Origin of the sequence: Trebonia kvetii (genome assembly GCF_007827045.1) — a bacterium.
Classification (GTDB): Bacteria; Actinomycetota; Actinomycetes; order Streptosporangiales; family Streptosporangiaceae; genus Trebonia; species Trebonia kvetii.
The window spans coordinates 708,617-725,102 of the sequence record NZ_RPFW01000001.1; the positions used below are offsets into that span (position 1 = coordinate 708,617).

At 68.7% G+C, this 16,486-nt stretch carries 17 protein-coding genes; 10 read left to right on the top strand and 7 right to left on the bottom strand.

What is annotated here, in order from left to right:
* Positions 1 to 127 precede the first annotated feature (127 nt).
* A complete protein-coding gene (locus EAS64_RS48050) occupies positions 128 to 454 on the bottom strand; it encodes a DUF6339 family protein (protein WP_500691511.1) in 327 nt (108 codons plus the stop codon).
* Between EAS64_RS48050 and EAS64_RS03000 the strand changes: the two genes are divergently transcribed.
* From EAS64_RS03000 to EAS64_RS03010, 3 genes are all read left to right on the top strand, one after another.
* Positions 410 to 1,141, top strand: a complete 732-nt coding sequence (locus tag EAS64_RS03000) for a hypothetical protein (RefSeq protein WP_145851161.1) — start codon at positions 410 to 412, stop codon at positions 1,139 to 1,141. The genes EAS64_RS48050 and EAS64_RS03000 overlap by 45 nt on opposite strands.
* A 182-nt stretch (positions 1,142 to 1,323) precedes the next feature.
* Complete coding sequence (locus EAS64_RS03005; protein WP_145851162.1) at positions 1,324 to 1,761, top strand: hypothetical protein; 438 nt, start codon at positions 1,324 to 1,326, stop codon at positions 1,759 to 1,761.
* Entirely contained in the window at positions 1,758 to 1,961 is a 204-nt protein-coding gene (locus EAS64_RS03010) for a hypothetical protein (RefSeq protein WP_145851163.1), read from the top strand. The genes EAS64_RS03005 and EAS64_RS03010 overlap by 4 nt, the downstream gene beginning before the upstream one ends.
* Before the next feature lie 61 nt (positions 1,962 to 2,022).
* Here EAS64_RS03010 and EAS64_RS03015 read toward each other — a convergent pair whose 3' ends face one another.
* Together EAS64_RS03015 and EAS64_RS03020 are read right to left on the bottom strand one after the other, a co-directional pair.
* Positions 2,023 to 2,724 carry an NAD(P)-dependent oxidoreductase gene (locus tag EAS64_RS03015; RefSeq protein WP_145851164.1) on the bottom strand — a complete coding sequence of 234 codons (702 nt, stop codon included), beginning with the start codon at positions 2,722 to 2,724 and terminating at the stop codon, positions 2,023 to 2,025.
* Positions 2,725 to 2,794: 70 nt separating this feature from the next.
* Complete coding sequence (locus tag EAS64_RS03020; RefSeq protein WP_145851165.1) at positions 2,795 to 4,291, bottom strand: MFS transporter; 1,497 nt, start codon at positions 4,289 to 4,291, stop codon at positions 2,795 to 2,797.
* 146 nt (positions 4,292 to 4,437) lie between these two features.
* Between EAS64_RS03020 and EAS64_RS03025 the strand changes: the two genes are divergently transcribed.
* Positions 4,438 to 5,424, top strand: a complete 987-nt coding sequence (locus EAS64_RS03025) for a sigma-70 family RNA polymerase sigma factor (protein ID WP_145851166.1) — start codon at positions 4,438 to 4,440, stop codon at positions 5,422 to 5,424.
* Positions 5,425 to 5,531: 107 nt separating this feature from the next.
* On the opposite strand, the gene EAS64_RS03030 is transcribed toward EAS64_RS03025, so the two are convergent.
* Positions 5,532 to 6,194 carry a winged helix-turn-helix transcriptional regulator gene (locus tag EAS64_RS03030; RefSeq protein WP_145851167.1) on the bottom strand — a complete coding sequence of 221 codons (663 nt, stop codon included), beginning with the start codon at positions 6,192 to 6,194 and terminating at the stop codon, positions 5,532 to 5,534.
* An 81-nt stretch (positions 6,195 to 6,275) separates the two neighbouring features.
* Here EAS64_RS03030 and EAS64_RS03035 point away from each other — a divergent pair, with 81 nt between their 5' ends.
* Entirely contained in the window at positions 6,276 to 7,898 is a 1,623-nt protein-coding gene (locus EAS64_RS03035; RefSeq protein WP_222848948.1) for an MFS transporter, read from the top strand.
* Positions 7,899 to 8,232: 334 nt separating this feature from the next.
* On the opposite strand, the gene EAS64_RS45485 is transcribed toward EAS64_RS03035, so the two are convergent.
* Positions 8,233 to 9,654, bottom strand: a complete 1,422-nt coding sequence (locus tag EAS64_RS45485; protein WP_246115497.1) for an ATP-binding protein — start codon at positions 9,652 to 9,654, stop codon at positions 8,233 to 8,235.
* A 172-nt stretch (positions 9,655 to 9,826) separates the two neighbouring features.
* Between EAS64_RS45485 and trhA the strand changes: the two genes are divergently transcribed.
* The gene (gene trhA / locus EAS64_RS03050) at positions 9,827 to 10,528 is read left to right on the top strand and encodes a PAQR family membrane homeostasis protein TrhA (RefSeq protein ID WP_145851169.1); all 702 of its coding nucleotides are present in this window, start codon (positions 9,827 to 9,829) and stop codon (positions 10,526 to 10,528) included.
* Here the strand turns inward: trhA and EAS64_RS03055 are convergent.
* Positions 10,513 to 12,189, bottom strand: coding sequence for a CocE/NonD family hydrolase (locus EAS64_RS03055; protein WP_145851170.1), 1,677 nt, complete (start codon positions 12,187 to 12,189; stop codon positions 10,513 to 10,515). The genes trhA and EAS64_RS03055 overlap by 16 nt on opposite strands.
* A 346-nt stretch (positions 12,190 to 12,535) precedes the next feature.
* Here EAS64_RS03055 and EAS64_RS03060 point away from each other — a divergent pair, with 346 nt between their 5' ends.
* From EAS64_RS03060 to EAS64_RS03075, 4 genes are all read left to right on the top strand, one after another.
* Positions 12,536 to 13,147 carry a S8/S53 family peptidase gene (locus tag EAS64_RS03060; protein ID WP_145851171.1) on the top strand — a complete coding sequence of 204 codons (612 nt, stop codon included), beginning with the start codon at positions 12,536 to 12,538 and terminating at the stop codon, positions 13,145 to 13,147.
* A gap of 22 nt (positions 13,148 to 13,169) precedes the next feature.
* Positions 13,170 to 13,436, top strand: a complete 267-nt coding sequence (locus EAS64_RS03065) for a type II toxin-antitoxin system Phd/YefM family antitoxin (protein ID WP_145851172.1) — start codon at positions 13,170 to 13,172, stop codon at positions 13,434 to 13,436.
* Positions 13,426 to 13,896, top strand: coding sequence for a type II toxin-antitoxin system VapC family toxin (locus tag EAS64_RS03070; RefSeq protein WP_145851173.1), 471 nt, complete (start codon positions 13,426 to 13,428; stop codon positions 13,894 to 13,896). The genes EAS64_RS03065 and EAS64_RS03070 overlap by 11 nt, the downstream gene beginning before the upstream one ends.
* A gap of 122 nt (positions 13,897 to 14,018) precedes the next feature.
* A complete protein-coding gene (locus EAS64_RS03075; protein ID WP_145851174.1) occupies positions 14,019 to 14,660 on the top strand; it encodes a DUF7711 family protein in 642 nt (213 codons plus the stop codon).
* A 226-nt stretch (positions 14,661 to 14,886) separates the two neighbouring features.
* On the opposite strand, the gene EAS64_RS03080 is transcribed toward EAS64_RS03075, so the two are convergent.
* Entirely contained in the window at positions 14,887 to 16,254 is a 1,368-nt protein-coding gene (locus EAS64_RS03080; protein ID WP_246115498.1) for an RNA polymerase sigma factor, read from the bottom strand.
* Positions 16,255 to 16,486 lie beyond the last annotated feature (232 nt).

The window sequence follows — 16,486 nt, forward strand, 5'->3', positions numbered from 1 at the left end:
AATCGGATGATAAAAGTCAGGTGACAGGGCCGCGGCACTGGCCGACCACTAGGATAAGTGAGTGAGGCTGAGTGCTAAGGGCGCGTTATGCAGATGGACCATGAAACCATAATCGCATGGACAGTGCTCACTCGGCGCCTCCGGCTTGGCTAATTATGGCGTCGAGTTCTTCGTCTGACAGGCCATCTAGGAGGCGGGCGCCTGTGATGAATGTTACACGCAGATAGAGCTTGCGTGCCCATTCTGAGCGAGCCATTGTCCCATCGTATTTCAAGACGGCAAGCGCAAGCCGGCGGACAAGCGCGCGGTTCCGGGCAAGCGCGGTACGCTCAAGCAAACCGACCAATTCGTCCTCAGCAAGCAGGGCAGGGGCCCAGCGCCTTGGCCAGCTGCTGAACAAGAGCCTGGCTTGATCGAGCTGCCGCTGGCGAGCCCGGTCGACCAACTCTGGCACGCCCTCCTCGACCTGTCCGAGCGCCTGACCGTGCCGTGGACTCTCGTCCGCGGGCAGATGGTGCTGCTGAACGCCCTCGAGCACAGCCAGGCCCCACTCGAGCCCAGCCAGGACGGCGACGTCGTCGCCGAGCTCCGCGCCGACCACGGGGCCCTCATCCAGGCCGTCCGCCAGCTGTACGCACTCGGCTTCACACTCGACAGCATCAGCACTGATGGCCTCGCCCACCGGTCCGCACGCCCGGCGGAGCCACGGCCCGTCCTTATCGACCTCCTGGCGCCCGACGGTCTCGGGGCGCGCGCCAACCTGACGACCAGCCCGCCCGGGCGCACCGTCCAGGTGCCAGGCGGCACTCAGGCACTCAGCAGGACCGAGCAGGTGACCGTCGTCCACCAAGGCCGGCACGGCCAAGTCCCGAGGCCGACGCTGCTCGGTGCGATCATTATTAAAGCTGCGGCGGCGGACCTGCCCAGCCCGGCACGGCACCACCGGGACCTGGCGCTGCTCTGCTCCCTGGTCGAAGACCCGTTCAGCCTCAGCGAACAGGTCACGAGCAAGGACCGGCAGCGACTCCGGAAGGCCACCGTGCTCGCCGACAACACCAACCCCGCATGGTCTCTCGTTCCTGCCGCGATCAGAGGCCAAGGCCAGATCACGTATCGCATCCTGGCAGCCGCCCTCCCGTGAGGAGCGGAAATTTGCGGGTGGTAAGTCGGCCGCAACCGTTCGGGATGATCGAATTTGCTCTTCCCGAACAATCCCGGCTGCTTCTCCGTGTCAGATGACTAAGTCGAACCTTGCGGCGCTCTACCGCTTGATCCCTGGTATAGGCCCTGCAGCCCGACGACGTAGAACGTCAGGGAGTTCGCATGAGACCCATCACCGTACGTCGCCTGGGTTCGGCCGCGGCAGCAGTGGCGGCAGGCCTGGCGGCGACCGTCCTGGCTGGCTGCGGCAGTTCGCCCGCCGTGCCGGGCGCCCGCAGCACCGTGCCGACCCCCGCCTTGGTCGGCGGCCCAGTAGTGTCCGCCATCACCGGCCCGGCATCCGCTGCGCCATCGGCGTGTTCCCTCCTGCGGCCGGCCGACGTCCTTGCCGTGGCCGCGACGTTCCGCGGCGCAGCGATCAGCATTGACGGCCACAACCAGGCGAGCCAGCCCCCGCTGGGCAAGTGCGGCTTCAACCAGAAGGGCGTGTTCGCCTCCGCCGACGGCATGGTGACGACGCTGTCCGGCGACCAGTGGGCTCAGCTGACCGTCGTCGCTGACGGGAATGACATCGGCGACTACAGCCCCGACGGCCCGTGATCCACGGCCTAGGCAACGGCGCCTACTCGGACCCGGGGACCGATACCGTCGTGGTCCTGGTGAGCGGGAACGTGTTCCAAGTCGTCGACGACGTGCCGGTCAACATCAGCATCTACCCCGACCTGGCTGCCGCACGCCAGCAGGCCGCCACTGCCCTCGCCGCCAGGATCCTCAGCCACATGCAGCCAGCTGCCCAGTGAGACAGCCGCCAGGGGCCGACGGCTCCGTCGCCCGTCGAGTTCCGGCAGGGAGGGTTCCCGTTCAGTAGCCGATCGTGAAGCGGCGCTGGACGAAGCGCGGCAGTTCAGCCTCGTCGATCACGGCGATGGCCGCGTCCTCGGCGGAGATGCGGCTGCGCCCATCCGCGTCCAGGACCGGCTGGTCGGTGCCGACCCGGAACCGGCCGGTGCGCTCGCCAGGGGCGATCTCGATAGCAGGACTGAAATAGGTCCACAGGCGGTTGGAGGCGCGCAAGATGCCGAGCGCGTCCCCGTGGCCGCGCATCACTGCGGCGTACTCCCTGGGCAGCCCGAACTGGTCTAGCGCCTGATCGATGAGCTCGCCGGAGTCGGTGAACACCAGCCCCGGCCTGACCTCAAGGCTCGCGGCGCCGCCGATGACGATGAGGCGGGTTCTGGGGTGGCTGTCCAGGGCTGCCAGCAGCGCTGTGGCGGCCCGGGTGTAGGCCTTGGGGTCAGCGATGGCCAGCGCCAGGCTGCCGGTGATGTCCCTGGTGCCGTTGCCAGGCCCGAATGCGCTGATCAGCACATCCAGGCCGGGCAGGACCGCGCTGATACCCGTGGCATCCAGGATGTCGATGCTCTTCCAGGTGACGTTCTCCCTGCTGTCCTCGATCTTCGTGGCGTCGCGGCTGAATGCCGTGACGCGATGTCCGCGGCTGAGCGCCTCGGTGACGATTCGGCTGCCGATGGTGCCGGTTGCGCCGATGACTCCGATCTGCATTAGATTCTCCCTGTTCACGGGCGAGTGATGGTCGGTACCTAGCTCGAAAAGCTGGGGGTTCTGGCACCGCTCAAGGGACAGCGCCCTGGGATTCGGCGTCGAAGCTGGCCCGCCGTTCGGGCGCTTCGGTGACGGCGCGCCGGACCAGGATGAGCGCGATGGGGACGGCGGTCAGGCCGACGAGCCCGCAGACCCAGAGTGCCCAGTGGAATCCGCCGGTGAGCGCGTCCGTGATGGCGTGGCCCTGGCCGAGCAGGGCACGGGAGCGCGCGGCCGCAACGGTTGACGCGACGGCAATCCCGATAGCGCCGCCGAGCTGCTGGGATGAGTCGATGAGCCCGGAGGCGACTCCCGCGTCACGCTCCGTGACGCCGATCAGGGCACCGATCGACACCGGGATGAACACCCAGGTGACGGCGCCGGTCAGGAAGAAGGGCCCGGCCAGGTTCGCCCAGAAGCTCCCATGGGCGGGCACCTGGGTCGCCCACAGGATCCCGGCCCCGGTCACGGTCATCCCGACCGCCATCACCAGCCTGACCGATGCGCGGGTGACGAGCACCTGCGCCGGGCCGGCGAGCACCGTCCCGGTCAGGCCGACCGCCAGCCAAGCGAGGCCGGTCGTCATCGCGGAGTATCCGAGCACCTGCTGCATGAAAAGGGTGCCGATGAAGATGTAGCCGTAGAAGCTGGCCCCGAGCAGGAACCCGACCGCGTTGGACCCGGCGAGGGTCCTCAGCCGGAACAGCCGCAGCGGCAGCAGCGGGGCCTCCGCCCTGGCCTCGATGATCGCGAACGCGGCCAGCAGGGCCGCCGCCGCCGCGAGCAAGGCCAGGGTCCGTGCGGCTGTCCATCCGACGGCCGGCGCCTGCGAGATCGCGTAGACCGCTATCACCAGGGCGCCGGTCACGGTGATGGCGCCGAGGGGGTCGTAGCGGCGGCGCGCGCCGTCCAGCCTGCTTTCTGGCACCACCCGCCGGGCCAGCAGCAGCGTGGCCCCGCCGACGGCGACGTTCAGGTAGAAGATGTACGGCCAGCCCGCGTACCTGGTGAGCACGCCGCCGGCTAGCACGCCGATGGTCGCCCCGCTGGCGCCGATGGCGCCCCAGAGCCCTAGTGCCTTGTTGCGCTCGGCGCCCTCGGGGAACATGTTCATCACGATGGACAGCGCGGCGGGCAGCACCATGGCTGCGCCTAGGCCCTGGACGCCGCGCATGATGATCAGGAACGTGCCGCTGGTGGCCAGCGCGCAGGCGAGCGAGGCCGCGGTGAACAGCGCCAGCCCGGCCATGAACATGCGCCTGCGGCCGAGCAGGTCGGCGGCCCGGCCGCCGAGCAGCAGGAACCCGCCGAAGGTGAGTGCGTACGCGGTCACCACCCACTGCAGGTCCGACTCGGCGAAATGCAGCTTGACGCCGATCGTCGGCAGCGCGACGTTGACGATAAGCAGATCAACCGCGGTCATGAAGTAAGCCACGGCAAGCAGCGAAAACGCCCGCCACCGGCGCACTTCGCCGGGTGCCGCGGCCATCCCCCCGCCGGTTTCGTTCCTGGGGTCTACCGAGGTCATGTGTGCCTCCGGTCGTTGCTGGTCAGGTCCTCACCAGTTGAAGCACCGGCCGCCGGAGGGATTCGCCGGTGAATCCGTGCCGCCACCGGTGTTGCACTTTTCAGGAGGCGTTATCCAGGTGGCCGTATGAAAGGACAGGTCCAGCCATGACCGAGGCAACCCTGGCCCGTGCCCAGGCCGGCGACGGCGAGGCCTTCCGCGAGCTGATCGATCCGCATCGCCGCGAGTTGCAGGCGCACTGTTACCGGATTCTCGGCTCGGTCCAGGATGCCGAGGACGTGCTTCAGGAGGCCCTGTTGGCTGCATGGCGCTCTATCGGACGGTTCGACGGCCAGTCGCCGCGGGCGTGGCTGTACCGGATCGCCACGAACCGCTGCCTCAACTACCTGCGGGGCGAATCCCGCCGCCCGCAGGCGGCCCGCCCCCCCGGCCAGGGCGCGGGACTGACCGGGCCGACACGGTCCGATGAGCCCTGGTGGCTCGAGCCCTACCCGGACGACCTGTACGACCTGACCCCCGGCCCAGAGGCCCGGTACGACGCCCAGGAGTCGATCGCCCTGTCGTTCGTGGCGGGCCTGCAGCACCTGCCACCACAGCAGAGGGCGGCCCTCGTGCTCCGGGACGTGCTCGGCTTCCCGGCGGCCGAGGCCGCCGCGATCCTCGGCACCACGCAAGCCGCCGTTAACAGCGCGCTCATCCGGGCCCGGGCCGGCCTCCGAACCGACCGGAACCCGCACGACGTGCCGGTTCCCAAGTCCCCGGCCGAGGCCGTCATCGTCGACCGGTTCGTCAGCGCGTTCGAGCGCTTCGACCTCGACGAGCTGGTCGCCCTCCTCACCGACGAGGCCAGGCTCACCATGCCACCCGAGCCCGCCGAGCACCGGGGGCCCCAGCCGATTGCCGGGTTCCTCCTGGGAACCCACGCGGGCCAGGACCTCAAATTCCTCCCCACCCGGGCCAACGGCCAGCCCGCCCTCGCCCTGTACATTCCCGACCCAAGCGCGCCGATCTGGCGGGCCAGTGGCCTCATCGTGCTCACGCTGCAAGGCAACCAGATCAGCGCGCTCACCCGCTTCGCGGACTCAGGCCTCCTCGCCCGCTTCGGCTTCCCCCGCACGCTACCGAGAGGCTAGGCAACTGAGTTCAGCGCGCACCGTTTGGAAGGCCTGGCTCTGCCTTGATGCCTGGAGGATGACCTCGCCCCCCGTGCCAGGCTGCAACCCCGAAAGCCCGCGCCGGCCTAAGGCACGCTGGCTGAGGCGACGCCGTGCGCCGGGTCGGGCAGGACGCGGCGCAGAACGCTCTCATCGCCGGTGATCTCGAGGCCGCGGGCGGCGGCCTCGGCGGCGGTGAGCTTGCCGGTGAGCAGGGCGAGGATCATCTGCGGCCGGCCCGCGAGAGCGAGATCCGGTGACGCGGCCGCGCCGATCCTGGTGCGCACCGTGCCGCCTGATACCTCGATGACCGCGGGACCGCTTGCGGTCCGCAGCTCGATTGACACCGGCGAAGCGCCGGGATCCGCGTCGCGCAGGAACTCCTCGACCGGGTACGCGAACCACTGGCTCCGGAACTCATCGTCATCGGCTGGCTGTGCCATGAACCTGATCCCCCACGAGCCCAGGGCGCGCATCACCGGTTCCAGCTCGGCGCCGGCTTCGGTGAGGTGGACCAAAGTGGTGGCGATCGGGGGCGGTGCCTCTTCCCGCCGGATCAGGCCCGCCGCCTCCAGCTCGCGAATGCGGTCCGCGAGCAGGTTGGTCGCGATGCCCGGCAGCCCGTTCTTCAAGTCGGTGTACCGGCATGCGCCGCGGAGCAGGAGCTCCCTGATGATCAGCAGGGTCCACCGGTCACCGATGACGTCGAGGGCCTTGGCAATCGAGCAGAACTGACCGTAACTACGCATGAGACCAGACTAACCCATGTTTAGTTGATATTCAAGTCTAATAACTTGACTTTCTCAACTTAGCCGTTGAGTATCTAGACTATGAGATCCAAGCCTCTGATCCTCGTGGCGCTGCTCCTCGCGGCGTTCCTCGTCAACCTCGACACAACCCTGGTGAACGTCGCGCTTCCCGCCCTCACGCGGGACCTGCACGCCACTACGACCCAGCTGCAATGGGTCGTCGATGCCTACAACCTCGTCTTCGCGGCGCTGCTGCTCACCTTCGGCAGCCTGTCCGACCGGTTCGGCCGTAAGGGCATGCTGCTTGCCGGGCTCGCCGTCGTCGGCGCCGCCAGCCTGGCCGGCGGCTTCACGACCAGCGCGTCGCAGCTCATCGCGGCAAGGGCCGTGATGGGTCTTGGCGCCGCCATGACGTTCCCCGCCACGCTCTCGCTGCTCACCAATGTCTTCACGGAGCGGCGGGAACGGGCCCGTGCGATCGGCCTGTGGGGCGCGATCGCCGGCGTGGCCATCGCGCTGGGGCCGATCGTGGGCGGCTGGCTGCTGCGGAGCTTCTCCTGGGGTAGCATCTTCATCGCCATGGCCCCGGTCGCGGCGCTCGCGCTGGCGGGGGTGGCCATCGCCGTTCCCGCCTCCAGGAGCCCCGACGCGGCACGCCCCGATGTTACCGGCCTGGTGCTGTCGTCGGCGATGATGGCGCTGGTCGTCTTCACGATCATCGAGGCGCCGGCCCACGGATGGACCTCGGCCCGCAGCGTGGCGGGCTTCGCCGTCTCCGCCGTGCTGCTCGCCGCGTTCATCGCGGCCGAGCGGCGCGCCGCGCACCCCATGCTCGACGTGCGGCTCTTCCGCAACATGCGGTTCAGCGCCGCCAGCGGGGCGGTCACGGTGTCCTTCTTCACCCTGCTCGGCTTCATCTTCCTGATCACCCAGTACTTCCAGTTCGTCCGCGGATACAGCGCGCTGTCCGCCGGCGTCCGGCTGCTCCCGGTCGCGCTGGCGGTCGCCGTCGGGTCGGTCGCGGGAACCCAGCTCGCCGTGCGGGCCGGGACCAAGCTCATCGTCACGATCGGGCTCGTCGCGATGGCCGCGTTCTACGGCTGGGTGGCGGCGACGACCAGCGCGACGCTGAGCTACGGCGTCATCGCGGTCCAGATGGTCGTGTACGGGCTGGGTATGGGCCTGACCTCAGCCCCCGCCACCGAGGCGATCATGGGCGCCGTCTCGCGGAGCAAGGCCGGGGTCGGCTCGGCCGTGAACGACGCCACCCGGCTCATCGGCGGCACGCTCGGCGTGGCCGTGATCGGCAGCGTCTACGCATCCGTCTACGGGTCGCGGCTCACCGCCGCCACGCCCGCCGACGTGCCCGGCCAGGTGGCGGCGCTCGCGCACCAGTCCGTCGGCGCGGCGTACGCGGCGGCGGGCGGCCTCGCGGGGTTCGGCCACCCAGCTCTCGGCCAGGCGCTGCGGCTCGCGTCCACCAACGCGTTCCTGCGCGGCCTCACCGTCGGCGCCCTCGTGGCCGGCGGCGTCGCGGCGGCCGGAGCCATCCTGGCGGCCGTCTTCCTGCCCGCGCAGCCCCAGCGGGCGGCCGAGCCCCCGCCAGCGGCTGCGCCTGCGCCGTCCGCCGAGCCGGCCAGCCCGCGATGCGCTGTCGGAGTCCGCGATGGTGCTCCTGCTCGAGGACGTCCACTAGGCCGATGAGGCGCTGATCGGGACCACGGAGCACGGGGTGCTCGGCACCCGCTGGATATATGACGGGACGCGGGACCCGGTGTTCGCGGAACAGCTCGTGGCGCTCATCCAGGGCACGGCCCAGCCGCAGGCGCAAAGCCAGAGCGACATGCCCGACCTCACGGTGCGTACGCGGGCGGTCTCGCCCGTCAGGCTCGAGCCGGGCAGGTTCTCGGCGGTCGACGGGCCAGACGGCACACGTCTGATTATCTACGCAGGCGATGCCGAGCAGCTGCGGGTACGCGTGATGCGCGTCCTGAAGGCCGAGCCCGAACGACACTCGACGTCCACGCCGAGACGGGCGTCAGGAACGCCATGCGTCGATGAGGTCGGCTGGGCCGTAGCCGCGGTGCACATCGGCGGTGCAGCCGGATCGGCTGACCGCGATCAGCCGTGCGCTGTCGGCGCCGGGCAGGTGCGACTGGTGCACCGATAGCGCCGCGAGGTCCTGCCTGTCAAAGGGCGCGTGCTCGCGCCACTTGATCGATCCCACCACGGCGATGGAGCGAGCGCCTGGCCACTGGTCCACGCCGACGATGTCCACCTCGACGTCTGAGGCCCGGGTCCAGTAGGCGCCGATCACCCCGGCTCCGGCGAGCACGGGGTCGGTCGCAGCGATCCGCTCCAGTGACTGCCTGACCAGCGGCTCGACTGCCCTGCCGCGGTACTCCGGCCACCAGTGACGTACCCGCTCGAGTGCCAGGTCGGGGCGTCCCCGCGCGATATCTGGCAGCGACGGCCCGATGAAGCGCAGCCAGAAGCGCAGGTAAGAGTCCGCGACACGGTACCGGGGGTCGTTCCGTGGCCGGAGCGAGACAGGGCGGTCAACCGCGATCATCCGCTTGGCCTCCCGGAGCGTCTCCAGCGAGCGCGCCAGCGGTGCTTCCCTGACGCCGGCGACCTCGGCGATTTTCTTGTTGGTCCGTTTGCCGCCGCCAATCACGGTGAGTACCCGCGTTGCCTGCAGGTCCGGCGGGAACTCGGCGGCGAGCACATTGCGCCCAACGTCGATCAGGTCGGAGTTCTCGTCCGAGAGCTGCTGGCCGAAGAATGCCTGCGCGTCGGAGGCACCGCGCCATTCCGCGCAGATACGCGGGTACCCGCCGGTGATCAGCTGCGCATCGACGGCGACCGCGGGATCGGAAGCGCCGATCATCGCGGCTGTGTCGGCGAGCTCGAACGGGTTGACGACCATCTCCTTGATCCGGCCGAAAAGCGGGCGCTCGTAGGTACTCAACGCCTCCATCATCGAGATGTCCGACCCAATGAGGATGAACAGCGCCGGCCGTGCCTCCAGGACCCGGTCCCAGGCGACCTGCAGCGCGCCTTCCAGTCCGGGAGTTGACTCGCACAGCCACGGGAACTCGTCGAGGATGACGATCGCCGGTCCGTCCGGCAAGGCGGCCGCGATCAGCTGAAACGCCCCAGCCCAACCGTCCAGGGTGACGCCTTCGAACAGCGAGGCACCAGGAAGCGAAGAGCGGGCGGCTTCCATCGCCAGACGGCTCAGTTCTTCCTTCTGATTCGCCAGCCGTGAACCGGTGAAGAAAAACTGAGGCAGTTTCGTCCGGTCTGCGAACTCGGTCACCAGCCGTGACTTACCAGCCTGCCGCCTGCCGCGGACGCTGAGCAGCCTGCCCTGCCCATCCCTGGTTACCGAGTCAAGATGCCGGCGAAGCCGTTGCATGTCGCGGCTACGGCCGGTGAAGCGACGCATCGATGCCATGCGGCCATACTAACATTCAAGTTACTAACATCAAAGTTACTAACATTGATGTGTACACGGCCCGTTGTCGTCGCCGGGACGGCGCGCCGCCTGGCGGGATTCCACTGACATAACCTACTCTTCCGTAATATACGGTACCGTAGGTTACGGAACCGTAGGAAGGGAGCGCTCCATGCGAACTGCAGTCGGCGCCGTGGATGGCGCGGCCGACCTGGGCGGTGCGAGCGTCGGCCCGCCCAGGCTCCGGGGAATGCTGCACGCCGGGGCCTTCCCGGCCGCCACGGTCGCTGGCATTGTGCTCATCGCGCTTGCCCCGACCCAGCCGGCCAGGATCGCCGCCGCCGTCTACAGCGTGACCTGCGTGGCCCTGTTCGGCGTGTCCGCGGCGTATCACTTGTCACCACCAGCTAGCCGGCGCAGGGGCCTGCTGGCCCGGTTCGATCACGTGAGCATCCTGCTGGTGATCGCCGGCACCTACACCCCGCTGGCAGTGCTCGCGCTGCACGGCTGGACGCGGCTGAGCGTGCTGGCGATCATCTGGGCTGGGGCGGGGGGCGGCGCCCTCGCCCGGCTCATCTGGCGGCCCGCCTGGCGGCCCGCGCCGCGCTGGCTCATCACGTCGCTGTTCATCGGGCTTGGCTGGGTCGCGGTCTTCGTCCTGCCGCAACTCCTGCGGGGCGCGGGAGTCCTGGTCCTGGCGCTGGTGCTGGCCGGGGGCATCCTGTACAGCCTCGGAGCCGTGGTCTACGCGCGGAAGCGACCCAACCCCTCACCGCGGTGGTTCGGATTCCACGAGGTCTTCCACGCGATGACCATCACGGCCTACCTCGCCCAGTACGCCGCCGTGTCGCTCATCGTCTACCGGGCGGCCTGATCGTTTGCCGGGAGGATCGGGAGAACGATTCGCGACGGGTGGTCGCCGCCGGTGTGGATACGATGCGGGCCTGCGTTGACCGTGTTCTCGTGCCGGGCATACAGGAGCGACTTGGGGTAGCGCTTGATATCTGTGCCCTGCACGATCAGCAGCAGTCCCTCACCGGCGTCGAAGCGGGTGCCCGAGGGGAGAATCTCCATCTCGACCTCGATGACCTGCCCGCGCGGGACCGGGAGTGCGCGGCGGTGGGCGAGGACGGTCAGGAAGTCGGTGCTGAGCTCAAGGTCAGGCTCCCGGTGCGAGGCGCGCAGCCAGCCGAGGGCGACCGGACCGTCCTCGAACTGCGCGTAGTGCGGAAACCCGGCCACCTCGCCGTCCCGGACGGTCTTGAACAGCGCGGCGAACAGGTCGAGATCGTCCGCTTCGGGGGCCTCGACGTGCAGCACCAAGCGGGAGTGCCCGATGATCTCGGTCGGCTCGTCGAAGGTCATCGTGAACCGGGCATCCACCGGGCCCGGTGCGCTGCCCAGCGAGTCGTACTCGGCTACCGCGCCCGCGACGGGCGAGGCAGGGAGCATTGCTCCGTGTGCCGCGTCCAGGTAGAAGGTCAGGTACTCAGAGTCCTTAGGCGGCCAGTCCTCGGCGACGCGGCGGGTGCCCTGGTAGTACCGTTCCCGCACCTCCATCCGGACCTTCGGCCAGTCCAGCACGCCACGGTCGGCGCCGCGCAGGAACTGATCGAAGAACGCACGCTGGCGCTCGACGTTCTCGGGGTCGTAGTAGTAACCCCACTTCTTGCGGCCGTGTATGTCGAGCCACTTGTGCTCTGAAGAGATTCGGCGGAAACCCTCAAGCGTGCCGCGCGAGTGCAGGCCCTGGTCCGACCAGCTTGCCACGACGAACGCGGGCACCAGGATCTCCTCGAGCCTGGCGGCCTTCGAGGCCCAGAACTCGTCGAACCACGGGTGCTGCGCAGTTTCGGCCTCAAGATCCTCGATCCTGCCCGTGCTCGCGCCCCACCTGTCCCAGATGTACGGCCAGAAGCACGTCTCCGGGATGCCGCCGTGCCTGACGACCTCGCGGTAGGTGTCGGTCCAGCCCTCCCAGGGGTTGATCGCCGCCAGGTGCGGAGGATTGAGCTCGGCCACCCGCCACTGCGTCTGCGTCAGGTACGACACGCCTGACAGGCCTACCCGTCCGTTGCTCCACGGCTGCGTGCCAGCCCACTCGATCAGGTCCGCATAGGCCCTGGCCTCCTCGGGCGAGAGATAGGTCGCCGGCCCCTCCGAGTACCACGTACCCGGGATGTCTGCGATCACGATCGCGTAGCCGTGGGGGACCCAGTACTCCGGGTCAGGAGCCTCGAAGGTCGTCAGCGGAGAGTTCCATTCCGGGCGGACGCCGCTGTTGGGATAGATCTTCCCGATGGGAGCCGGGTTGTGCTTGCCGTAGGGCGACCAGGCCACGATCGGCGCGGCGGCATCTCCGCCCGCCGGACGGTAAACGTCCACCCACATCGTTGCGCCTGAACCACTCACCACCGCGACATCGCGGTCGATCAGCATGCCGGGCCTGGTCTCGGTACGCGGCTCGGGTGGCCGCCCGGCCCGCGACTCTGGCGTGCTGCGCGGGCCGCGAAAGAGGTAACCGCTCCCGGTCACGGCCGTCGACCTCCCGCCGGGGGTCCGGACCCCGGGATGCAGTTGATCATCGTTCCCTTGCCCACGCTGTCTTCGTGACCGATCGCAGCGCTCAGGCGCCACCGATCGCTTCAGCCAGTATGAGCAAGGCAGCCGCGGCGGTCTTCGGAAGCAATACCCATGGTTTGACCCGTGGCTTGTGTGATTCGGCAACTGGCCAGGGAAATTCGCGGGTGCCTACGAGCGCGGCCTCGTGGAGCCGGGCCGGCGGCACTCAGCACCGCGACCCGAGCCGTTAGAGGAATTGTGGGATTAGGGCGGAGCCGCGCACCCGTTCGGAATCCTGATTTTGAATTTCTTTTCCCGATTGTGGGGCTCCCCCACCATCCAGGCCGACCTGAGCACGTTCGACGCACAGTTCGGCTACCCCGACCCGCCCTCCTTCAAGATCATCGCGCCGGCCGGGGCGATCCCCACGTGGGACCCGAACAACTCGACCATGACCGGCTGGGCCGGCGAGACCACGCTTGACGTGGAGTACGCGCACACGATCGCCCCCGGCGCGAACATCCTGCTGGTGGAGACGCCGACCGCGGAGACCGAGGGCGTGACGGGCTTCCCCGAGATCGTCAAGGCCGAAGAGTACGTGGTCAACCACCACCTCGGCGACTTGATCAGCCAGAGCTTCAGCGCCACCGAGCAGACCTTCACCAGCTACGCGCAGCAGGCGCCGCTGCGCGCGGCCTACCTGGACGCGTTCGCGCACGGCGTGACGGTCCTGGCGGCGACCGGCGACGACGGGGTGGCCAACCCCGAGCTCGACGGCTCAACCCTGTACACCACGCCCACCACCGGCTGCGGAACTGGCTGGGCGGCCTTAGCGGTTATCCCCGGCTGTCTTTTGCAGCGGCCCCGGCGCGGAACTGACCGTCGCCGGGGGCCGCTGTGTGTTCACAGGCAGCGAGCTAGTCCCTGGTAGCACCACGTGCTACCGTGTGAACATGAGCATGCCGGAGATCACGCAGCGAGACCTGCGATCGAGGTCGCGGGAAATCATGGACGCCGTCGAACACGGGCAATCGTTCACCGTCACCCGAGACGGCCACCAGATCGGTGAGCTCGTCCCGATCCGCAGGCGCCGCCGGTTCGTCTCCCGGCAGGAGTTCGCCGCGATGTCGCGCAACGCACCCGGCACCGACTTGGAGGCCTTCCGCGCCGACCAAGACGCGGCGGCAGACCACGAGGCTGACAGCGCGTATGAGCGGTGATCTTCCACGGCAGGGCATGCTCGACACCAACATCCTGATCCTGCGCCGGTGGATCGACCCCGCCGAGCTGCCCGACGAGATGGCGATCAGCGCCGTCACCTTGGCCGAGCTGTCGGCAGGGCCGCACGAGGTACGCCGCAACGACGAGCAGGACCTGTATGACGAGCATGAAGAGCGCGGCCGGCGCATGGAGACCCTGCAGCGCGCCGAGAGCGAGTTCGACCCGCTCCCGTTCGATGCCGAGGCGGCGCGTGTCTACGGCCGGGTCAGCGCAGCGGTCGTCGCCGCGGGACGCAAGCCGCGCAGGCGGATCGCGGACCTGATGATCGCGGCCACCGCGATCGCGGAGGACCTGCCCCTGTACACCACTAATCCCGGCGACTACGCCGGGCTCGGGAAGCTCCTGCGCGTCGTCCCGGTCACCAGGCCTGGTCTCCCGCACGACAAACGCGGCTCATAAGGGCCCGCGCCAGCACGGACCGTCGGAGGGATGGGGCGGAGCACGCGCCCGTTCGGGATGATCAGTCTGAACTTCAATCGCTGGCCTGCCGCCGTACCCTGGCCCGTAGCACGATAGTCCTTATGCGGTATAAGCGCGCAGTCGAGAAGCTCCGGCTTCTGGCCGAGGGGTGCGAGGAGATCGGCTTCTGGCCGCCGTGGGACGAGCCGTACCTGCTGGAGATGTACGCCTTCGGTGCTGTGCTTGAGGGGGCCGACCCGCTGGATGAGGTACAGGTGGCCGGGGTGATCCGGTTGCCGGCGGAGGAGGTGACGTGGGGCTCGTCGCCGCACGGGACCGAGTGGCTGGCGGACCGCCTGCGGCTCTCTAAGGGCGGCTTCGAGTACTGGTGGCGGTCCTACCTTGACCCGGTGTGGAACCACTACATTCGCTCGCCGGTCCGGATCTGGTCGCAGGACGGCATTGAAGACGAGACCTTGGCCGCGCTCGCCGAACGGCGCTTCGGCGAGCTGCGGCGGGTTGTTCCCGATCCGGTCGACGAGCGATTGCAACTGCGCGACGACCTGGACGCCGCGCTGCTTCACCTGCGGCAGGTGCATGGCTCGTACTGGGACGCGGACTGGCGACGCGAGCATCGCGGGATGGGACGCAACCCGGAACACGAACTCTGGGAAGCCGTCGAAGGCTACCTCGACCTCATAAGCGCGTCCCGCCCAGCGCCGCAGCGAGCCGACACTCCCGCTGAGCATTCGGGTGGGTCCTGAGCCGTCGCGTTCTGGCCGCGGTGGCGGTTCGGCGAGTGGGCGAACGCCTCGCGCCCTACGATTACGTGCCATGCCGGCGAACCGGATGAACCGTGACGAGTTCTACCGCCGGAGCAGCCAAAGGTCAGGCCTAAGAGCGAACCGCTTGACCCGGAGGCCGTCCTGACACGGGTGACAGTGAGCAACGCAGAACGCCGGCCAGGACCGGTTCGGCGGGTACCACGGTTCAGTCCAGGAAGTCGCGCAGGAGCTGCGACCTGGAGGGGTGGCGCAGCTTCAGCATCGTCTTCGACTCGATCTGCCGGATCCGCTCCCGGGTCACCCCGTAGACCTTGCCGATCTCGTCCAGCGTCTTCGGCTGGCCGTCGATAAGGCCGAACCGCATCGAGACCACGCCCGCCTCGCGCTCGGACAGCGTGCCGAGGACCGAGCCGAGCTGCTCCTGCAGCAGCGTGAAGCTGACCGCCTCGCCGGGCTGGATCGCCTCGGTGTCCTCGATCAGGTCACCGAACTCGCTGTCGCCCTCCTCGCCGAGCGGCAGGTGCAGCGAGATCGGCTCCCGGCCGTACTTCTGCACCTCTACGACCTTCTCCGGGGTCAATTCGAGCGCAACCGCCAGCTCCTCAGTGGTCGCCTCGCGACCCAAGTCCTGCAGCATCTGGCGCTGCACCCGGGCCAGCTTGTTGATGACCTCGACCATGTGCACCGGGATCCGGATGGTGCGGGCCTGGTCGGCCATCGCCCGGGTGATCGCCTGCCGGATCCACCAGGTGGCGTAGGTGGAGAACTTGTACCCCTTGACGTAGTCGAACTTCTCCACCGCGCGGATCAGGCCGAGGTTGCCCTCCTGGATGAGGTCAAGGAAGAGCATGCCGCGGCCGGTGTACCGCTTGGCCAGCGACACCACCAGCCGCAGGTTCGCCTCAAGCAGGTGGTCCTTGGCCCGGCGGCCGTCCTCGGCGATCCACTCCAGGTCCAGTCGCACGTCGTTGGGCAGGTTTTCGCCGGCCTCGGCGAGTTTCTCCTCGGCGAACAGGCCGGCCTCGATCCGCTTGGCGAGGTCCACTTCCTGTTGGGCGCTCAGCAGCGGGACCTTGCCGATCTGCTTCAGGTAGTCCTTGACCGCGTCCGCCGTCGCGCCCGCGACCGCCACCCGCGCGGGGGGAAGATCGTCGTCATCGTCACTGAGGGCGAAGATCTCTTCTTCCTCGCCGCTCGCATCGGAGGACGGCTTGCCCTTCTCAAGGTCCCCGGGGTCTTCTGGCGCGTCAGGTGCCGCCAGCTCGTCGGCGTCGCCGAGCAGCCCGTCGGCGTCGGCGAGCAGCACGTCGGCGTCGCCGAGCAGATCGTCGGCCACCTCGGCGACGTCAGCGATGTCGCCGATGTCGTCTGCGAGGACAGCTAGAACGGTGAGCGTGGCCTGGAGGCCGGCGTCGTCAGCGTCGAGATCGCCGAAGTCGCCAGGTTCCGCGTTGGCATCGAGATCAGCCTCGCCGGGTTCCGCCGCGATCAAGCCCGCGCCGACGTCGGTGGGTACCCCGGAATCGTGTTCATCCGAGTTCCGGGTACCAGGCCCCTCTGGCGGTGGAGCCACCGGAACCGACTGCACCTCTACGGCCCCGGGTCCCTGGCTCGAGGACATGGAGCGCCGCCGGCGCTCCCGCTCCGCGCGCCGCCGTGCTTTGTCTTGCCTCGTATTACGCCTGCTCATCCTTATCGCCCCCTAGTTCACCGCGACAAGGGACACAGGGAACAACATCCCCAAATTTGGGCATCATAGCCCCACCAAGGCCTGGCCTGCTAATTCGACGCCCTGCCGCTTCGCC

What these genes read in the sequence shown, in the direction of transcription:
- EAS64_RS03070 (WP_145851173.1), top strand. Translation starts at nt 13,426, where the DNA reads ATGAGCGGTGATCTTCCACGGCAGGGCATGCTCGACACCAACATCCTG.
- EAS64_RS03025 (WP_145851166.1), top strand. Translation starts at nt 4,438, where the DNA reads ATGACCGAGGCAACCCTGGCCCGTGCCCAGGCCGGCGACGGCGAGGCC.
- EAS64_RS03035 (WP_222848948.1), top strand. Translation starts at nt 6,276, where the DNA reads ATGAGATCCAAGCCTCTGATCCTCGTGGCGCTGCTCCTCGCGGCGTTC.
- EAS64_RS03030 (WP_145851167.1), bottom strand. Translation starts at nt 6,194, where the DNA reads ATGCGTAGTTACGGTCAGTTCTGCTCGATTGCCAAGGCCCTCGACGTC.
- EAS64_RS03020 (WP_145851165.1), bottom strand. Translation starts at nt 4,291, where the DNA reads ATGACCTCGGTAGACCCCAGGAACGAAACCGGCGGGGGGATGGCCGCG.
- trhA (WP_145851169.1), top strand. Translation starts at nt 9,827, where the DNA reads ATGCGAACTGCAGTCGGCGCCGTGGATGGCGCGGCCGACCTGGGCGGT.
- EAS64_RS03075 (WP_145851174.1), top strand. Translation starts at nt 14,019, where the DNA reads ATGCGGTATAAGCGCGCAGTCGAGAAGCTCCGGCTTCTGGCCGAGGGG.
- EAS64_RS03065 (WP_145851172.1), top strand. Translation starts at nt 13,170, where the DNA reads ATGAGCATGCCGGAGATCACGCAGCGAGACCTGCGATCGAGGTCGCGG.
- EAS64_RS03005 (WP_145851162.1), top strand. Translation starts at nt 1,324, where the DNA reads ATGAGACCCATCACCGTACGTCGCCTGGGTTCGGCCGCGGCAGCAGTG.
- EAS64_RS45485 (WP_246115497.1), bottom strand. Translation starts at nt 9,654, where the DNA reads ATGGCATCGATGCGTCGCTTCACCGGCCGTAGCCGCGACATGCAACGG.
- EAS64_RS03015 (WP_145851164.1), bottom strand. Translation starts at nt 2,724, where the DNA reads ATGCAGATCGGAGTCATCGGCGCAACCGGCACCATCGGCAGCCGAATC.